Origin of the sequence: Pantoea sp. AS-PWVM4 (genome assembly GCF_000468095.1) — a bacterium.
Classification (GTDB): domain Bacteria; phylum Pseudomonadota; class Gammaproteobacteria; order Enterobacterales; family Enterobacteriaceae; genus Pantoea; species Pantoea phytobeneficialis.
Map to the genome: position 1 here is coordinate 1 of NZ_ASZC01000003.1, position 19,111 is coordinate 19,111.

Annotated in this window: 12 protein-coding genes, 1 tRNA gene and 1 pseudogene; 6 read left to right on the forward strand and 8 right to left on the reverse strand. The window is 51.5% G+C overall.

Features of this window, described 5'->3' with window-relative positions:
• A pseudogene (locus L579_RS24110) lies at positions 1 to 133 on the forward strand (IS110 family transposase); the annotation flags it as partial.
• A gap of 28 nt (positions 134 to 161) precedes the next feature.
• Here L579_RS24110 and L579_RS02675 read toward each other — a convergent pair.
• Positions 162 to 1,073 carry a ketopantoate reductase family protein gene (locus L579_RS02675; RefSeq protein ID WP_021182726.1) on the reverse strand — a complete coding sequence of 304 codons (912 nt, stop codon included), beginning with the start codon at positions 1,071 to 1,073 and terminating at the stop codon, positions 162 to 164.
• Between the two features lie 202 nt (positions 1,074 to 1,275).
• Here L579_RS02675 and fusA point away from each other — a divergent pair, with 202 nt between their 5' ends.
• Positions 1,276 to 3,372 carry an elongation factor G gene (gene fusA / locus L579_RS02680; RefSeq protein ID WP_021182727.1) on the forward strand — a complete coding sequence of 699 codons (2,097 nt, stop codon included), beginning with the start codon at positions 1,276 to 1,278 and terminating at the stop codon, positions 3,370 to 3,372.
• 2 nt (positions 3,373 to 3,374) lie between these two features.
• On the opposite strand, the gene L579_RS02685 is transcribed toward fusA, so the two are convergent.
• Positions 3,375 to 4,163 (reverse strand): phosphate/phosphite/phosphonate ABC transporter substrate-binding protein, encoded by a 789-nt coding sequence (locus L579_RS02685; protein WP_021182728.1) that lies wholly within the window; start codon positions 4,161 to 4,163, stop codon positions 3,375 to 3,377.
• Complete coding sequence (locus L579_RS02690; RefSeq protein WP_021182729.1) at positions 4,156 to 5,127, reverse strand: fatty acid desaturase; 972 nt, start codon at positions 5,125 to 5,127, stop codon at positions 4,156 to 4,158. Before L579_RS02690 ends, L579_RS02685 begins: the two co-directional genes overlap by 8 nt.
• A 219-nt stretch (positions 5,128 to 5,346) precedes the next feature.
• Here L579_RS02690 and L579_RS02695 point away from each other — a divergent pair, with 219 nt between their 5' ends.
• Positions 5,347 to 6,369, forward strand: coding sequence for an LLM class flavin-dependent oxidoreductase (locus L579_RS02695; protein WP_021182731.1), 1,023 nt, complete (start codon positions 5,347 to 5,349; stop codon positions 6,367 to 6,369).
• A 67-nt stretch (positions 6,370 to 6,436) separates the two neighbouring features.
• Here the strand turns inward: L579_RS02695 and L579_RS02700 are convergent, their stop codons facing one another.
• Positions 6,437 to 7,045: a glutathione S-transferase gene (locus tag L579_RS02700; protein WP_021182732.1), complete on the reverse strand. Its 609-nt coding sequence runs from the start codon at positions 7,043 to 7,045 to the stop codon at positions 6,437 to 6,439.
• A 146-nt stretch (positions 7,046 to 7,191) separates the two neighbouring features.
• Here L579_RS02700 and gcvA point away from each other — a divergent pair, with 146 nt between their 5' ends.
• Complete coding sequence (gene gcvA / locus L579_RS02705) at positions 7,192 to 8,076, forward strand: transcriptional regulator GcvA (RefSeq protein ID WP_021182733.1); 885 nt, start codon at positions 7,192 to 7,194, stop codon at positions 8,074 to 8,076.
• Between the two features lie 113 nt (positions 8,077 to 8,189).
• Positions 8,190 to 14,498 (forward strand): hypothetical protein, encoded by a 6,309-nt coding sequence (locus L579_RS02710; RefSeq protein WP_021182734.1) that lies wholly within the window; start codon positions 8,190 to 8,192, stop codon positions 14,496 to 14,498.
• 75 nt (positions 14,499 to 14,573) lie between these two features.
• On the opposite strand, the gene L579_RS02715 is transcribed toward L579_RS02710, so the two are convergent.
• Positions 14,574 to 14,649: transfer RNA gene (locus tag L579_RS02715), tRNA-Asn, on the reverse strand.
• Positions 14,650 to 14,992: 343 nt separating this feature from the next.
• Here L579_RS02715 and L579_RS02720 point away from each other — a divergent pair.
• A complete protein-coding gene (locus L579_RS02720) occupies positions 14,993 to 16,114 on the forward strand; it encodes a Gfo/Idh/MocA family protein (RefSeq protein WP_021182735.1) in 1,122 nt (373 codons plus the stop codon).
• Between the two features lie 37 nt (positions 16,115 to 16,151).
• Here L579_RS02720 and L579_RS02725 read toward each other — a convergent pair whose 3' ends face one another.
• The 3 genes from L579_RS02725 to L579_RS02735 all read right to left on the reverse strand — a co-directional run bounded on the left by L579_RS02725 (position 16,152) and on the right by L579_RS02735 (position 19,087).
• Positions 16,152 to 16,976 (reverse strand): glycosyltransferase family 8 protein, encoded by an 825-nt coding sequence (locus L579_RS02725; RefSeq protein ID WP_021182736.1) that lies wholly within the window; start codon positions 16,974 to 16,976, stop codon positions 16,152 to 16,154.
• 18 nt (positions 16,977 to 16,994) lie between these two features.
• Positions 16,995 to 18,374 (reverse strand): D-arabinono-1,4-lactone oxidase, encoded by a 1,380-nt coding sequence (locus L579_RS02730; protein WP_021182737.1) that lies wholly within the window; start codon positions 18,372 to 18,374, stop codon positions 16,995 to 16,997.
• Between the two features lie 74 nt (positions 18,375 to 18,448).
• Positions 18,449 to 19,087 carry a TetR family transcriptional regulator gene (locus L579_RS02735; protein WP_021182738.1) on the reverse strand — a complete coding sequence of 213 codons (639 nt, stop codon included), beginning with the start codon at positions 19,085 to 19,087 and terminating at the stop codon, positions 18,449 to 18,451.
• Between the last annotated feature and the right edge of the window lie 24 nt (positions 19,088 to 19,111).

The following is a 19,111-nucleotide window of genomic DNA, read 5'->3' on the forward strand; positions in this document are numbered from 1 at the left end:
CCAGAGGCTAATCGCGAAGGGCAAAGCCAGCAAGGCTGCGCTTGGAGCGGTGATGCGCAAGCTGGTTCATCAGTGCTTCGGGGTGCTGAAAACGCGGATGAAGTGGGATGAAAATTACGCAGCTACCGCTTGACGTTCAAGACGGTAGCTACGGTTGGCGATTACCGGTTCTTCAGATACACCTGCAAATTAACATACACCGCATTTAGCAGCGGCGTAGCCACCCCGTTGCGCGTGGCGCGCGCCACCAGGTCACCGATGATCTGATCCGCCTCAATATCAAAGCCCTGGGTCAGATCACGGTACATTGAAGAGGTCATCGGTGTGGCCGGATTATTCAGCGTCTCAAGAATTTTCGCCGTCACCGCCGGACGCTCCAGATAGCCTTCGGCGCTGATCACCTTCAGCACTTCACCGAAGATGCCCTGCAACAACGCTTCCCCGCCCTGTGATGTCAGGATTTGCTGAGTATTGCCGCGCCCGAGGCAGCACACGGCTCCCAGTGTACTCAGCAGCAACCACTTCTCCCACAGCTCACTGCTGATGTTGTCGGCAAACACGGTGTTGAACTGCGCACCGCGCAACGTCTCATCCACCCGTTGCAGACGCGCGTCATTCACGCCGTTCAGCGCCCCGTAGTACAGGATATGCAGCGGCGTCATCTGCACCACTTCGCCGTTCTCACCGAGGGTAGCGTTGATTTTACACAGGCCGCCAATCACCTTGTCGCCAAAACGTTTTTGCAACGTATCGATATGCCGCATGCCGTTGAGAATTGGCATAATCAGGGTGTCAGGGCCGACAGCCGGGGCGATATCTTCCATCGCCTGCGCCAGACCAAAACTTTTTACCGTCAGGATAATCAGGTCATAGCTGCCGTCCAGCGTGCCGGCCTGTACCAGTTGTGGATGCAGGGTTTCGGTACTGTCGGGGGTTTTCAGCACCATCCCGTTCGCTTTTAACTGCTGAAAACGGCGCTCGCGCACCAGAAAAGTCACATCACGTCCTGCTTGCGCCAGACGCGCACCGAAATACCCGCCGGTTGCGCCGGCGCCGACTACCAGAATGCGCATGGTTGTGTTTCCCGTTGTGAATGAGACCCCTACCTTAAAACGCAGCGCTGAGGGATGCCAGTGGACAAATGCGTATGCATGTAAAGGACTGATGAAAAACAGCTCAATCTGTTCGCATTTCTTCCTGCGCGAGGTCTAAGCTGATTGGCAACGGCGGGCAATGGTGCCCGCCTTTTTCCGTCGAACTGACTAAGGACGCATCATGCCCCGACCGCTACCCATCGAACGTTATCGCAATATCGGCATTTCCGCGCACATCGATGCCGGTAAAACTACCACCACCGAGCGCATCCTGTTTTACACCGGGATGAGTCATAAGCTGGGTGAAGTGCACGATGGCGCGGCAACCACCGACTGGATGGCACAGGAGCAGGAGCGAGGTATTACCATCACCTCGGCAGCGGTAAGCTGCTACTGGCCCGGTATGGATGGCAGCTTTGCGCCACACCGTATCAACATTATCGATACCCCCGGACACGTCGATTTCACTATCGAAGTGGAACGTTCAATGCGTGTGCTGGATGGCGCCGTGATGGTGTATGACGCCGTGGGTGGCGTGCAGCCGCAATCAGAAACCGTCTGGCGTCAGGCCAACAAATATCATGTGCCGCGCATTGCCTTCGTCAACAAGATGGACCGCCAGGGCGCGGATTTCTTCCGCGTGGTGCAGATGATGAAAGATCGTCTGCACGCCCATCCGGTGCCGATTGTGATCCCGATTGGTGCCGAGGAGCACTTTACCGGCGTGGTGGATCTCACCAAAATGCGCGCCATTTACTGGGACGATGCCACGCAGGGTATGACCTTTAGCTACGCCGCGATCCCGGACGAATTACAGGCGCTGGCCGCCGAGTGGCGTGAAAATATGGTGGCTGCCGCCGCAGAAGCCAGTGACGCCTTGATGGATGTGTATCTTGAGCAGGGCGACCTGAGCGAGGAGCAGGTGATTGCCGGTCTGCGCCAGCGTACCTTGCTGAACGAGATCCAGCCGATGCTGTGCGGCAGTGCGTTTAAAAATAAAGGCGTGCAACGCATGCTGGATGCGGTGGTTGAGCTGATGCCGTCACCGGTGGATGTACCCCCGGTGGCGGGTATTGATGAGCACGGCGAACATGCTGAACGTCATGCTGATGATGACGAACCGTTCTCGGCGCTGGCATTCAAATTAATGAGCGACCCCTACGTTGGCCAGCTGACTTTTGTGCGCGTCTATTCCGGCGTGCTGCGTAAAGGCGACAGCGTATGGAATGCGGTGAAAGGACGAAAAGAACGCATCGGGCGTATTGTACAAATGCAGGCGAACGATCGCATCGAGATCGAAGAAATTCGCGCCGGTGATATCGCCGCCTGCGTCGGCCTGAAAGAGGTCACGACCGGGGAAACCCTGTGTGACCCGAATGCGGTGATCACCCTGGAACGTATGGACTTCCCGGATCCGGTGATTTCGCTGTCGATTGAGCCGAAGACCAAAAGCGACCAGGAAAAAATGGGGCTGGCGTTGCAGCGTCTGGCGGCGGAGGATCCGTCGTTCCGCCTGCATACCGATGAAGAATCGGGCCAGACCATTATTTCCGGTATGGGTGAGCTGCATCTGGAGATCATCGTTGACCGCATGAAACGCGAGTTTGGCGTGGAGGCCAATATTGGCCGCCCGCAGGTGACTTACCGCGAAACCATCCGCAAAACGGTACGCGATGTGGAAGGTAAGTTTGTGCGCCAGTCAGGTGGTAAAGGTCAGTACGGCCATGTGGTGCTGACGCTGGAACCGCAGCAGCCGGGGGCCGGATTTGCCTTCGAAGATGCCACCAAAGGCGGTGTGGTGCCGCGTGAATTTATTCCTTCGGTCGAGAAGGGGATTCGTGAAGCACTGAACAGCGGCGTGCTGGCGGGATATCCGGTGGTAGACGTCAAAGCCACCCTGACCTTTGGTTCGTATCATGATGTCGACTCATCCGAGATGGCATTCCGCATGGCCGCCATCTTCGGCTTCAAAGCGGCGGCAAAACAGGCCGATCCGGTGATCCTCGAACCGGTAATGCAGGTGGAAGTGGAAACCCCGGAAGAGTATGCCGGTAACGTGATGGGCGATCTCTCTTCACGCCGTGGCACCTTGCAGGGCATGGAAGAACGCTTTGGCGCGCGAATTATTCACGCCGAAGTGCCGCTGGCGGAGATGTTTGGTTATTCCACCACGCTGCGTTCGATGTCGCAGGGCCGTGCAACCTACAGCATGGAATTCAACCACTACGCCGAAGCACCGAAAAACGTCGCCGACGCGATCATCGCGGCACGGCATTAAACTTACAGCGCCGTCACGCCCCGCGTGGCGGCCTGCTGCTCCCACTGCAACACTTCATCGTAAAAGGCGCGATCCGGCGTAGCGAAGCCGCCGATCAGGCTGGTTGCGCACAGTTCCCGATAAGCCTCATCCTGCACCAACTGCGTCAAGGCGCTACGTAAGGCGGTCAGCGTCGGTTGATCGGTGCTGGGGGCGGTAATCAGCGGCAGCGCAGCACACAACGGCGTTTCACCAATAATCGTTAACCCGGCCAGCTCCTCGGGAAAATTGTGCAGCAACAATGCCCAGGTGATGCAATCAATGGCGGCAATATCCGCCTGCTGATGACGCAGGGCGGCCAGCGACTGGCGATGGCTACCGCTGAAACCTGTTTCGGCAAAGAATCTCCCCTGCTGCGCCAGCGGGGCCACCACGTAACGCAGCGAGTTGTAGCCGGAGTGCGAATCATCGCTGTTGCACACCGCCCGGCGACCACGAAAATCGGCCAGCGTCAGCGCTGCATCCTCGGCGCGAACCACCAGCCAGCTGCGATAACGCAAACCTTCACAACCCGGTGCGCTGGATTGAAATGCGCCCACCAGTTGCACATCCGGCAGCAGTTTTACCAATGGGTAGCCACAGGTCTGGCTCAGCAACAAGTCGTGATCGCGCCAGTGCGGCAGCAGATCACTGTGCCACGCCACGCGGGCTGCCACGCCGCGCGCTGCCAGCAATTGCACCAGCGCATCCGTCAACGCTTCGGTGGTGGCATGGTTGATATCGTACATCGGTAAGGAAAACGTTTTAGTCATGGCGTACATCCTGTTTGCGGGCCGGGTGGGCGTTAACCGCAACCGGTCTGGCCCAAAAGCGTCGCAGCCATTCGCCATAACCCGCGACGCGAAACCCCTGGTTGCGCTGGAAATAGTCCTCGCGATGAAGCAGGTAAACGCGACGCAGGCCATACCACGGCAGGCCCGGCAGATCGTGATGTACTGAATGATAGTTGAGGTTGAGGAACAGCAAGCGCCACACCAGCCCTGCTTCGTTATTCACCGAACGCGCCAGCGGTTCCTCCTCGGCGCGATGTTCATAGAAAGACCGGACTTTGGTCAGCGCCAGCGCCGGATAACTCACCGCCAGCACTAACCACAGCGGTGAATAACCCCATTGCGCCAGCCACCAGAACAACCCAGCCAACAGGCTGAGGTGAATCACCCACATGATGATGGCCTGCCTGTCGCGCTGACGAAACGCCAGCAGCAGCGCTCGCAGCGTCGCAAGAATGTCCAGCAATGGCCCCAGCAGCAGCCGTCCGGGGAACGTATTACGCAGATGGATCACCCGGCGCTGCCAGGGCTGCAAGCGCGCCCAATGTTGCGGTGTCAGATAATAGCTTTCCGGGTCGTCATCGGGATCGGTCAGGGTGTGGTTACGATGGTGCGCCAGATGTGAATCACGATACAGGCCATAGGGATACCACACCGCCAGCGGCAGAGTGCCGAACAACTGATTAAGGCGCGGCCAGCGGGTAGGGTGGCCGTGGATCAACTCATGCTGCAACGACATATACCAGGTGGTAAAGATAATCATCAGCAACGTTGTCGGCAGCCAGCCAAGTTGTTGCCCGAAAAATAACGTGCCAAACCAACCACCATACACCGCCAGCATCAGCAGCCAGGTTGGCAGTTCACTGCGCCATAACCAGCTACGCGCCAGTTGATGAACCTGTTCACGTTGTTGTGCGTTGATATAGGCGGAAGAACCTTTGGGCATGATGGCGACATTGTCCTGCTGGCTGAAAGGGTGTCGCCAGACGATGCGGCAAGGTCAAAAAAAACACAAAGACCTTAATTTTCTTACTTATGTCGAAAAACTTGATGAAGCGGGTGAAAACAATTGGCTATCAGTACGGACGCGGCTGACGTAACCTTTCAGCATCGAAAACGACTTACTTACGCCGGGGCGTAACCCGCCCGCGAGGAGAACAGTTCCATGAAAAAGATTGGCTTTTTATCCTTTGGTCACTGGACGCCATCATCACAATCCGCCACCCGTTCTGCGCAGGATGTGTTGTTGCAATCTATCGATTTGGCCGTGGCCGCTGAAGAGTTAGGTGCCGATGGCGCTTACTATCGCGTGCACCACTTTGCCCGTCAGTTAAGTTCTCCGTTCCCCTTGCTGGCCGCTGTGGGTGCGCGTACCAAAAGCATCGAGATTGGTACCGGCGTGATTGATATGCGCTACGAAAACCCGCTGTATATGGCGGAAGATGCCGGTGCCGCCGACCTGATCTCCAATGGCCGTCTGCAATTGGGTATCAGCCGTGGTTCGCCGGAGCAGGTGGTTGAAGGTTATCGCTACTTTGGTTTTAACCCGAAAGACGGCGAAAGCGATGCCGATATGGGACGTCGTCATACCGAGGAGTTGCTGGAAGTGTTGCGTGGTGAAGGCTTTGCTAAACCCAATCCACAGCCGATGTTCCCAAATCCACCGGGGCTACTGCGCCTGGAGCCTTTCTCTGAAGGCCTGCGTGAGCGTATCTGGTGGGGTTCCGGTTCGAACGCAACCGCCATCTGGGCCGCGCAGCAGGGGATGAACCTGCAAAGTTCAACGCTGAAAGATGATGAAACCGGCGAGCCGTTCCATATCCAGCAGGCGAAACAAATTCGCGCGTACCGTGAAGCCTGGCAGGCAGCCGGTCATCAGCGCACGCCGCGTGTTTCCGTCAGCCGCAGCATTTTTGCTCTGACCAATGATATCGACCGTGCCTATTTTGGTCGCAGCGGCCAGGATCAGGATTCCGTCGGTTTCCTCGATGAGAAAACCCGCGCTATCTTTGGCCGCAGCTATGCGGCAGAGCCGGAACAACTGATCAAACAGCTGGCGCAGGATGAGGCGATTGCCGAAGCCGATACGCTGTTGCTGACCATTCCGAACCAGCTTGGGGTGGATTACTGTGCGCATGTGATGGAAGCGATCCTGACCCATGTGGCACCGGAGCTGGGCTGGCGTTAACGCAAAAACGCGTCGCTACAAAGTCCTGCGATATTTTATCGGTGCGCATTATGCGCACCTTCATTTTTTACACCGGCGGATAGTGGGCAAATAACGCGGTGTCTTCCATCTGCTGCGCCACCTGCTGCAAACGCGGATAATGTTCTGCCGGCACCACCTGCGGAATAATCGACTGAATAAATCCCCAAATCACCGCGCTGCTGATCGCCACCTGATCCGGCTGTTGCGGATTGATCTCACGTTGTTCCAGCTCGGCATTCCAGGCTTTACAGGCCGTCAGCAGTTGCTGCGTCACGCGGTCGAGCCACGGTTGATGCTGCTTCTCTTCTGGTCGTAACGTGCATTCGTACTGGAACTGCACCGCTTTATCACTGGCGGCCAACGCCAGCCCGAGAATCTGGGTATCTTTAGCCAGCGCAGTGGGCGCTGTGGGAAGCAACTTGCGGGACGTAGCGGCCTGGCTTTCCAGATAGTGCAGAATCAACGACGAATCCATCAGCGTGCTGCCATCGGCCAGCACCAGCGTGGGGGCTTTGACCACACCATTAATCTGCGCGAACTGATCAAAGTGACGAAACACCGACAGCGACTGATGTTCAAACGCCATGCCGTAATGCGCGAGGGAAATTGCCACGCGACGTACATAAGGGGAATCCAGCATACCAATCAGTTTCATCATGACTCCTTGTAAATCCTCAGTTTCTTTGCCCAGACAGTACCCCAGCCGCCGTGATTCAGCCAGCGACGCTTTCTAAGCGTTTTTGTTAGTAAAACTTACGCTTATTGTGGCAGGCTTAGGTTTTCATTATGTGAGGAACGGTGATGGCAGATTTCCCCCCGGTTGCCAGCCTGCGTAGCTTTGAAGCGGTAGCGAGATTGGGTAGCGTTACCCTGGCGGCGAAAGAGTTGCATGTTACCCATTCGGCCATCAGCCAGCAGATAAAAGCGTTAGAAGATCTGTTGGGGGTCCGACTATTCACTCGCCAGGTACGCGGAGTACAGATTAACGAAGAAGGGCGGTTATATGCGATGCAGATCCGTGAAGCGCTGGGGCGTATTGCCGATGCTACGCGTCAGGTGCAGGTCAAACCGCGGCGCGCTGAACTTAGCCTGGCGGCGGTGCCTTCGTTCGCCAGCCATTGGCTGATGCCGCGACTGCCACGTTTTCGTCAACGTTTCCCACATATTCATCTGCGCTTACAGGCCAGCTTGAGCGTCAACGATATGCAACAGGCCACCACCGATATCGCCATTCGTATGGGTAAAGGTGACTGGGCTGGCGTCAACAGTCAGCTATTGTTTGCCGATACGTTGCTGGTGGTGGCGTCACCGCAGTTTAATGGCGGTAATCTGCCGCAGACCCCACAGCAAATTGCCGCCAGTGAACTCCTTTTTACCCTCGAATCCTGGGATAACTGGTGCCAGGCGGCGGGATTGAGTCAACCGATCGTACCGCATGGTCTGGTTACTAACGATTCAAACCTGATTTTACAGGCGGTACGACTTGGACAAGGTATCGCGCTGGAACGACGATCGCTGGTGCAGGACGCGCTGGATCGGGGGGAAATGGTGCAACTCAGCCCGGTCAGTGTGGATTACCCGTGGCCGTATTGGCTGGTGACGCGTAAGGAGAGTGAGAAGCGCGAGGAGGAGACGGCGTTTATTAGTTGGCTGATGGAGGAAGTGGCGCATTTCATAAATAACTAATTGAAAAATCACGATACGACCTGGGGGGATGCTTTATATTCGCGGCGGCATCAATTCTGTTTCCAGCAGGATGCAGGAAATTAACATACCGCCATTCCAGGAAGGAAACCTCAATGATTGATACTCAATCCGCCACGCAAAAACCGATAAACCGCCCATCTGGCGCCGATCTTGAGAACGGCAGGATAAATTATAGCTGGGGCAATTGCCTCTCCGACATCGCTACCTCGCTGGTCAGGCCGGTGTCTGACGCCTGCTCATTAATATCACTACCCCGCTCGGCATGCGACCTTGGGCTTAGCATGCTAAATAACATCACCTATTTTCTCGCCCATCCGGCCTTTCTTAGTAGCTCGACGACGGCCCCGGTTCCTGGTGCCATTATCGGAGTCGGGGCCAACGTGCTGGCATCCGGGTTACACAGAACTAAAATACGCGACGTACAGTCTTTTATTGATCGTCTGCCCGCCTTGTACCGCTACTGTTTAAAGGATCGCAAGAAACTTATCGGCACGTTGGAGAGGATCATGGACGGACTTCAGCCACCTGAAGAGCGTGTTGCCAACTGCGGTGGAAAGCCGTGTGGTGAAGACGGGCGAAATGATAGTCAGCAATTTGAACGCCATAAAAACAATATTAAAAGTCTGATCCGTTTTCTTCTCTATCCGGAATTTGAGTTGCTGGAACTGGTAGATCGGGTGTTTTCTTTGAGCGATACGCCGCAAAAAACCGTGTCGGTTGACGAAGTCGCTTTCCGTGCGAGAAACGCACTGGATGTACTTAAGGAGCGAAAAGAATGGGTAGAAAAATTTTTATCATATGTCACTGCGTTAAATAAGCTGCCGTTAAGATCAGAACTCATCCACTCTCAGCGGCAGATGAAAAATGAGCGGGAGCTGGCGGCGTCGAAAGAGGCGTGGAACGCCTTTACAACGGAGTGGTTTCGGTTAGCCGAAGTGTTAAGAAATATTCTGCTCGGGCTGACCGATTTACGAACGCATAGTAATCCATTGCTTCCGCTATTAAAGGATGCTTTACCGCTGACAAGTAATGCGACCGGGAACGTTTGGGAGCAATTACTACAGGATAATTGTGGTAAGCCTGCGCTGCATACATCCCAGTATCTGTTTGCGAGTGATAAAAACCATAAACCAGTCAAAGATGATATATTTCCGGAGTTTGACCCAACACCTGAGCCCAAACGGGCTGCCATTCAGCGGAAACCGGAGCAGGAAGCTTCGACGAGGCAGGATGGCGTCTCATTATCGCTACTGATTCAGAGTCTGACCGACAGTATTTCCACGACATTTCGCGGCATTGAAAACATAAATTTATTCCCCCTGTTCTTACCGCTGGTAGAGGGGGCTGGGAAGGAGAGTGATTTACTCACGACGCAAACACCAGATGACATATGGCGACAACATCCAGAACTGCTACCAGACAGGTCCAATACTACCACAACAGGCGAAACCACCCCATTATTACGGAGGCTCAACAACCAGCTTTCAATCAGCGTTAATGGATCCTTAACTGAAACATCAACGGAAGAGAAAATAAAATCAATTATCTGGCAAGACTTTCTGGCTGCCCCTCCTGTTACTAAGATGTATGAATATGATTTATTATATAAACATTCTGAAAATATGAGAATGCTCAGTTTGCAGGATAATATAATAAATAGTGAGGATGTTACCGTTGAAAATTTACTTAACGCATATGCTGGTATCTGTAATAATGCCCCGGCTCCAGGTTTGACTGACGTTAATCCGTACGAGTTCAGTTTATTTGTTCGCACTCTGGTTAGAGGCGGTGATTTTGCCGTTTCACCAGAACAATTGATGACTAAAATGCTAAGTCTACCTGATAAAAAAGAATGGCTGGCCAGTCTGTTTTTTAGCAGCCTTATCAAGGTTGATAAAGATATTATAACTTATGCTATGGACTCTTTTTATCAAAGAATAAAAGGTGATGTTAAAATATCCGATCTTCACTCAATAAAAGAAGCGGTATTATCATCATTACCTGCCAGCAAATCTTCACCATCGGCGGGGGATAACAATGCTATAAAACATTCCCGACATCAAAACGAACAAGCTGAAAAGTTCAGACGGTTAAGTCGAACACAACTGGCGGCAATCCGGCAGATTATTGACCATAAAATAGCTGACCTGTTCCCGCTGGCAAATGTTAACTTGACTCAAGGGGGGCAAACAGAAAATCATCCCTATCTTAATTACCGCGTACTTTCTCTTGAAGGTATTATGCTGAATTTTGGTGCAGCCTGCGCAAAAACCTATGACCTTTCTCTCTCAGTGAATGAAAATCCCGTTCAGTTGCAGTTTATTGCCTTGCTGACCCTGCTTCATGCCGACCCTGAATTTATGCCGCCAGATAGCAAGGATTATTTTAAATTGTATGATGAAGAGCAAGTCACAACATCTGCGGTGACAGAAAATAATATTAAGATTAATGAGATTACGTCATCATTTAGAGGATTAGGTAAGTTATTAAAAGATCTGAAACAGGTTTATCATTTAAGTAATAAACTCTTCTCTGCGCATTTAGATTTTGCTGTTGCAATGAAAGCATCAGACGAAAGCAATAATGATGCTGAAAAATTAACGTTAATAAAAGAAAAGTTTTCGAGTGAGTTTGCTGAGACATGTGAACATATTCTGTCTTCGCTGCCGATGGAAGCCAAAAATTACATTGAGAAAGCAGTCTCCGCTGGCACGCTCAGGGTCAAAGTAAATCGATTAATCATCAGTGTTAATGGCAATAAAAATAATGTTCCGTTAAATGCGGGGACTATTATCACTGTTCAAAATTTAGAGGGTATTATCACCCGCGCGTATCTGCTGAGTCCCTCGATGATGATCACCGATATGGTTAATTCCGGCATATGTGAGATCCCTGTTTCATCCCTTGAAATAAAAGATATCAGTAAGTACGTCGAGCAGCATTCCCTCTTCTTTATTAATAAGTTTATTCCACATAGGATGCATAAAAACAAAGCGGAGGATTATAAGTTTGCCATCCCTCAAGTAAAATTGATAAAACCCTTGTCGATTGCAGGATCTAACTGGACATCTCAGGTGTCAAATTTTACAGCAGAAAATATTCATGTTGTCTATCAAGCCGTTCAGGAGGAATTGCCTGAAATATTGCCTCAGGCTGAAGAATTCAAGTGGTTTAATATTCAGCCTGAAGTGGCCCCTTTATTTCCTCTATTGCCGCAAGATGGCAAGTATGAAGAAAATAACGATGAGGCATTAAAAAAATTAGACAATCTTTTAAATCAACTTCTTGGTTTTATCCCATTCGGAAGTTGTGTCAGCTCAGTTGCGGATCTGATAAAGATAACAGAGCTTGCAAAAGAAGAGCCGCAGAAAAAAACAATATTGATCAATAAAGTGGAAACATTCAAAGTCGTGCAAAACGGCACAGGGAAGGCGTTATTAGAGACAATGAGTAAGCCAGATGCTGGACCGCTTCGTATACAAGAGAGAACCTCTTCCACCAATGAGGAGCTGGACGAGGCGAAAGTGGCACTGGCCAATGATGGGATAGGTTGCATAGCCGATTTTATGTCATTGGGTACGGAGAAAGCGGTGCAGGATTTGCAACAAATTGCAGAGAAGGCACTAAAAAGAATCGTATTGAAGCATGATCTTCACCAGGAAAATGGTCCGCGGAAGGTCAATGAATTCACGCCGTTTAAAAATCATAAAGAAAATACCTGGGGAAATAAACTTAAACAGCATGAGGCGCTTGCTCCTTTTGTCAAAGATGTATCACCAGATAAAAAACCACAGACAGATACCTTCAATCTGGATAATATGCCGCAAGATCATATTTATAGCGGAGTTATTTATAATGCACCTGATGAATCCCTAACGATTGTTTTTAAAGTTGGTAATGATGAAAGGATGTACTCTGTCGAGGGTGCAGGGAATGCGCTTGTCAGAAAATCAGATAGCTATCAGCTAAGATATTGGCGGGAAAAGATATCAGGTAAACAACTGGATAATATAGCCGCTAAATTCTTAGCTGGCCATGTAAAAAAAGAAGACCTTAAGCAGGCGGCAAAAGAAGAAATACAATGGAATCATCTGGACGGCTACGCTGTGCCGGAAGGTGCTTTTGGCACGGCTTTTTCTCAGGTCGAAAAGTTAGATAACAGCCTGGATATTTATTATGATAAAAAATCAAAAGATTACTTTCTGAACAGGAATGATGGGTATATCAGGCTTGAAAAAAACAGCCAGGAGAATATCTTTAATGCGGTGGGTGAAAGTGCCCCGCGTGACCTTAATGTACAAATAAAGTTAGAGCAGGATGGAAGTTATCGTGTTGTTAATGATAGCCGGATCAAAGTCAGGACGATCGATGCGGCATTACATGCACTGAAAAAAACACATCAGGGTAAACCCATTTTTAATAATGATATTTTTCTGGCAATGATTGGGCCAGATGAAACGTTAACCATGACCCAAACTCATGTTCTGCTATCACCTTATCAGTATGGTGATCTCTCGGAAAATGCGGTGAGATTTATTCAGGTACTTGAGGATAAAAATGGCGGCTTGCATTATCGTATTGGACCAACCGAAGAGGGGCGTTTTGTTCCATTAGATGCTGAACAGAGCGCCTCTGTGGGTAAGTTCTGTCGTGTTAAGAAAAGAGCGGGAACCCGTAAAGAGCGTTGTGTGCAAACGCAGATCGGTCAAAAAACGCTGTCGAGTGATACGGCGCAACGCGTAAAGGAGCTGGATGATCTCTATCAGGCCCGTGATGAGTACAGAAATAGTGAATCGGAAACCTTTAAGATTTTGCAAAGTTATCAGCGGATAGATGAGCTAAAATCCGAGATAAATATAGATGAGGATATAAAGTCGCTTATTGATAAGCATCGTGATCTGGAAGGCGCTGGTGTGGTGGAGAATTGGTCTGACAATGACTTTTTCTCTTCCATTGTTGATGCTGGTGAGTATTTTTTGATAATTGGCAATAATTTCTGGAAGAAAGTTGTTAAAAAAAGCCATGCGAATGAAAAGGAATTGGCTGAGAAAATTTCAGACATTACTCAGACTCTGATCGATGCGAAAGCAAATAACAAAGAGCACGACTTCGTTTCGCGAAGAAAAGAATACAAGGATAAGTACTTAAAAACTGAAAATGAAATATGGGACAAAGCCTTATCAGAAGTGAATGCCAGGGGAGCAGACTACAAAATTGATGGTAAGCAAATTGTACATAACGAAAACACGAATTCATTGTATAAAAAACTGGGGCGTGCCTCTGATGAAACGTTTTCGAGTGAGTATCCAGTAATAAAAACCATCATCGATGATGGTGTTAAAAAAACCAGAGAGATAGCCAAAGACGCTTTGGCTAATGGAAAAAGCGAACAAGATTTTTGGCGTTATTTTACCGAGTTAACCGGCATTGACTCCAGGGATTTATCACAGGAAATGCGGATTGATATAGAAGATAAGTTCTATGGTATTACTCAACTTTCTTCTGAGTTAACGCTGGAAGATATTGAGGTGCTTGAAGAGTTTAGTGTTCTTACCTCGCATCATTTACATGAAAAATCAACAAATCCACTGCGCAAAGAGATGGAGATATTTGGCAGTCACATCCACGGCTTTGTTGAGGGGGGCGACTATCCCATTCATATTGCGGTCAATAGCATTAAACTCAAAGAGCTGCCGGAAACGATAATTCATGAAACTGGTCATCTTCAGGGAGATGAGTTTTTTGACAAGGAAATTTATACCGATCTGGAAACAAATATCGCGTCTGACAGGAAACAAAACCTCCCGGCACTGGTTAAGATATTGTGCCATTCTCCGCTGGCATTAGCTAAATACCTGAAATCAATTGGCGAGAGTGTCGGGATTGTCTTTCAAAAGGTAGGGCGTTCTGTCCTGGAGGAACTCAATTACAGGAATTCCGAATTGGCAGATTTGGTGGGTTACGGCGCAGATGAAAACCTGGCGCAGATTAACGAGCATGCCTCCAGGATAACCGAACTCGAAAAAGCGCTAAATGACCTTGCGAAGGTGGTCCGATCCCATGATTTTAATCACGAATCAATTGATAAACTCGTCGGGTTCATCTCTGAAGCGGGTAACGCACAGCATCGGGCTGCCGGATTGATAATGCATCCCGATATCTTCCCTGCAATGGTTCAATATATTGCCGCGCCTGCGCGCGTTAAGAGATCGGTTGAAACAGACAGCAGCCAGGATAATGACGCGACTCTGTTTAGCAAGATGGTGACAGTTGGGTTGGCTAAACGGGTGTTCACCACTCAGCCACAGCCCCGCAATTTGACTCATGGGGAAGCCCTGCTATCGGTGAATTTCTTCACCTCACCCTCTTCAGAGACTTCGACAGTAACGGCGCAGGCGTAATCTACATCACGCGATAAATCGCGCCGCGACAGGCAAAAAAAAAGCAGCCTTTTCAGGCTGCTCTTTCTTCGAATTTGGCTCCTCTGACTGGACTCGAACCAGTGACATACGGATTAACAGTCCGCCGTTCTACCGACTGAACTACAGAGGAATCGTTTGAACGGGGCGCATAGTAACGAGCGAGCCGCGCCTTGTCAAAGCCCTTTTGCACAAATTGTTCTGACTGCTGAAGAAAGCAGCACTCTCCCGGTCTGTGGGAGAAAAATCCCGGAGCGGGTTGTGCAGAAAAATGGAACGTGCCATCCATAAAGGAGATAAATGGCAAGCTTGATTGTGATGACAGTCACTAACTCTATGAAAAATTACATTCTGATTTGTCGTTTTTGTCAGATTCATCGCATGCATGATCACAGATATTTCATTTGGCCGTTGTGGCTGTTCAGGGTGAAATTTATATTCCGTATCACTTCTTCTGTGAACCCAGGATGTGCAGTATGAACAAAGTCAGAATCGGCATGATTGGCAGTGGTTACATCGGTCGTTGTCACGCAATCGCTTATGCGCAGGCACCCACGGTATTTGCCCTGAAGGGCGAAATCGTGCGTGAGATGCTGGCGGAGGTCAATCCGGCGCTGGCGGCCAAACAGGCGGCAACCTTTGGCTTCGCGCGTTCAACCGGTGACTGGCGTGAGCTGGTGCGTGATCCCAATATTGATGTGGTGGATATCTGCGCCCCCAACTTCCTGCACAAAGAGATGGCGGTGGAAGCGATCCGCAACGGTAAACATGTCTATTCCGAAAAGCCGCTGTCGCTCTCTGTCGCCGATGCGGAAGAGATGGTGCAGGCTGCACAGCAGGCCGGGGTAAAAACCCTGGTAGGCTTCAACTATATGAAAAACCCGACCAGCCAACTGGCACGAGAAATCATTGCCCGTGGTGAAATTGGAGATGTGGTGCACTTCTACGGTACCCACAACGAAGACTATCTGGCGAAAGCGGAAACGCCGCTCGACTGGCACTGCCAGAAAGCGCTGGCGGGCCTGGGCGCACTCGGCGACCTCGCAGCGCATATCGTCAATATGGCGCACTATCTGGTGGGCGATATCGCAGAAGTCAGTGGCGATATGATGACGGTAATTAAGCAACGCCCGGACCCGAAAGATGCCAGCCGCTTGTTGCCAGTAGAAAATGAAGATCAGGCCAGCGCGCTGTTACGCTTCAAAAATGGTGCGCATGGCGTATTTGAAACGTCGCGTATCGCCTGCGGCAGCAAAATGGGGCTGACCTATGTGGTGACCGGCACCAAAGGCACGCTGCGATATACCCAGGAGCGAATGGCGGAGTTGGAACTCTATATCCACGATGATCCGGCCGGACGTCAGGGTTTTAAAACCATTCTCACCGGCCCGGCGCATCCGGATTATGCCAACTTCTGCGTTTCAGCCGGACACGGTATTGGTTTTAACGATCAGAAAACCGTCGAAATTCGCGATCTGATTAACGGCATCGCCGCAGGTGACCGGATGTGGCCAGACTTCGCGGAAGGATTACAGGTTCAGAAGGTGCTGGAAGCGGTGGCGATATCTGCCACCGAACGACGCTGGATGACCGTATAATCTTCTGCGTTGCCCAACGGCGCGTTCAAGCGCGCCGTCAGGTCGCCATCTGCCACCACAACTTATCCAGCGCATAGTAGCGATCGCGTTCCATCTCCGGTTGATACAAATCGCGTTTCCACGGTTTCGCCAGAATATAATGCAGATTCTTAACCTCTTCGGCGTGCCACAGCTCAGGATGCTGAAAAGGCAAGGTCTTCAACGCGTTGTAGATATAAGGCAACGGCAACCAGCGCCCGGCAAACACCTCATTCAGCAAATCCTGCTCGGAAAACGGGTAGCGGCGCAAATCGTCAATGGCTGCAACTTTCTCCTGCAACTGCCGGAAGACCGCCATATCAGGTTTCAACACCAAAAAGCCGCCATTGAGATACAGATCGACGTTGGCGGGGGCAGGTTGCTGGCGCTCCTGCCAGGTGTAGTGGCAATGCTCTGGCTGCCAGCTGGCGGGATAGCTGGCTATTTGATTCGGGTTGCAGCGACAGGCATGGCAGGCGGCGAGGGCATATTCACCCAAATCGAGGGTGAACAGTTCGTCCATATTGCGCAGTACCAGCATATCGGCGTCGAGAAACACCACGCGCTCGCAGCCGGTCAATTCCCAGACCCGCAGCTTGCTCCACACCTCGCCAAACTGCGCCGAGGCATAGTGCTGCGCCAGATCGCTTCGCGGTGTCAGCGGCACCACCGGATGAATGACGCAGCCCTCGGCCTGCAAGGCTTCACGCGTCGTCTGGTCAATGGCATCGGTGACCATCACCACCAGCGGCCAGCGGCTGGCGCTTTTTTTCAACGAACGGTGCAGCGCTTGCACGCCCACCAGATAATCGGGTTGTGTTAATAAAGTGACCCAGGCAAACATACTTTCCTCTCGTCAGGCTTAATCGAAAAGGGCGGTAACGTAGTCGTTGCTGAAACGTCGCTGTGGATCGAGCTGCTGGCGCACCGCGCGAAAGGCATCCCACTGTGGATAGATATCCCGCCAGGTGTAACGCTGCGGATCGTAATATTTTCCCCAATGGGGGCGGCCACCCTCAGCCGCGAGCAGCTTTTCCACTTCAGTAAGAAAATGCAGGCCTTCCTGCGATAGCGAACCGTCGTCGGCGTAGTACACCACAAAACCAAAAAAGCAGGTGGGCTGTTGATACGCCGGGCTGAGCCATGCCGACGATGGCCCGGTACAGCGCAGAATAATCGGGTAATGCATATGTGGATGTTTTGCCGCGTACCATGCTTTAATTTTCTCGATGACAGCGGGCGTTCGCGCCAGCGGGATACCAATCTCCACATTGATCTGCGGCACCGCAATGCCACGGCAAAATAACTGATAGATATCGCCGCTGATGTCGGTGAAGTCGCGAAAACGCGTCACGGTGCGGAACTGTTTACCCCCTTTGCCGTGAATCTGCGTATCGCGATGCATCTGGGCCAGCGTCTGGTCGATAGTTTCATTCAGGCTGCTGTCGGTCCCCTCGCCATGTTCAATCACTTCACGCTGGTTGGCGTAGTAACGTTGTTGATCCTGGGGATTGGCTTCTTCGGCATTCCACACATGCAGCAAATTGTCGTCAACAAACCACCAGGCTTTGCTCAGTTCGTATTGCTGATTCCAGGTCAGCAAATCCTGACCGAGGTTGTCAGCCGTAACGGCATATTTGTGGCAGGTAAACAGGCGAAAAGGGCGGGTGCGTAACGTGACGGCTGTGATAATGCCTAATGCGCCCAGCCCCACCTGTACAGCAGAAAAATCGGCATCATCACGGGTGAACTCCCGCAGGCTGCCATCCGCCAACACCATGCGAATGCGTGTCGCTTCGTCAGCCAGTGAACTTTGATCCAGCCCCTGACCGTGGGTGCCGGTTGACATCGCACCCGCCAGAGTCTGGACCGCAATCACGCCCGGCGAGGAGGCCAGCATGCGATCCATCCCGGTCAGGGTGGCATAGATCTGCTCCAGTTGGGTGCCAGCGGCAAAGGTGACGCTCTCATCATCGACAGCGATCACCCCCTGCATTGCGCTGAGATCCAGCAGCAGATCCTGTGCCCCGACGCCCAGCATCCGGCCTGGCGACAGACGGCTGCCGAGCACGCGTACTTTGCCTGTGGTCTGACGCAGCAGCTGTTGTAATTCCGCTTCGCAGGTTGGCCGCTGTAGCTGGGCACGTAGACCGACGACGCTATTTTGCGCCCAGTTCCACAGACGGTTTTCGTTATCGATGTTGGCGGTGTGGCGTAAAGGATAAAGGTGGGAATCTTTCACTACGGCGTTCCTTAGTCTGAGGTCTGTGATGGTCCCATTGACTAAAGCGTAGACCATCACAGCGCAGCCGCAGACTAAGGGGCTTTGCGGATATAGCGGAGCGTGGCGGTAACCGCCAGTTGGCGATTGCGGTGGATACTCTCCTCTTCACTGTTATCCGGGCTAAACAGCGCGTTAAAGGTATAACGGTTGGAGACATGATGGACGCAAATGCTGCTTATCAGGCGATGCACATCAATGGTATTCACGCCGGTGATAAAAATGCCCTGCTGTTGCCCGCGCGACAAAATGTCATCGAGCAGGTCGAGGGCACTTTTATTCAGCGCTTTAATACGTTCTGATTGGGTGATGTAGCGACCGCGCAGCAGGTTTTCGGTGCAGACCAGCCGCATAAAATCCGGGTGCGAAACGTGGTAATCGAAACTGGCTTCCACCAGTTTGGTCATCGCCTCTTCCGGGGCCATCGCCGCGAGATTCAGCCCGGTTTCGTGCTGACGAATCGCCTGATAAACCTGCTCCAGCACCTCGATATACAACTTCTCTTTATTTACGAAGTGATAGACCACCATACGTTTGGTGGTCTGAGCGTGTTCAGCAATCTGCTCCAGCCGTGCCCCTTGCATACCGAATTCGGCAAAGGTTTTCAGTGCGCCAGCAAGGATGCGTTTCTTCAGCCCTTCAGGGTCATTTTTACGTTTGGTCGTTTCTGACATAGTGCTCAATAACAAGGTGCGAAA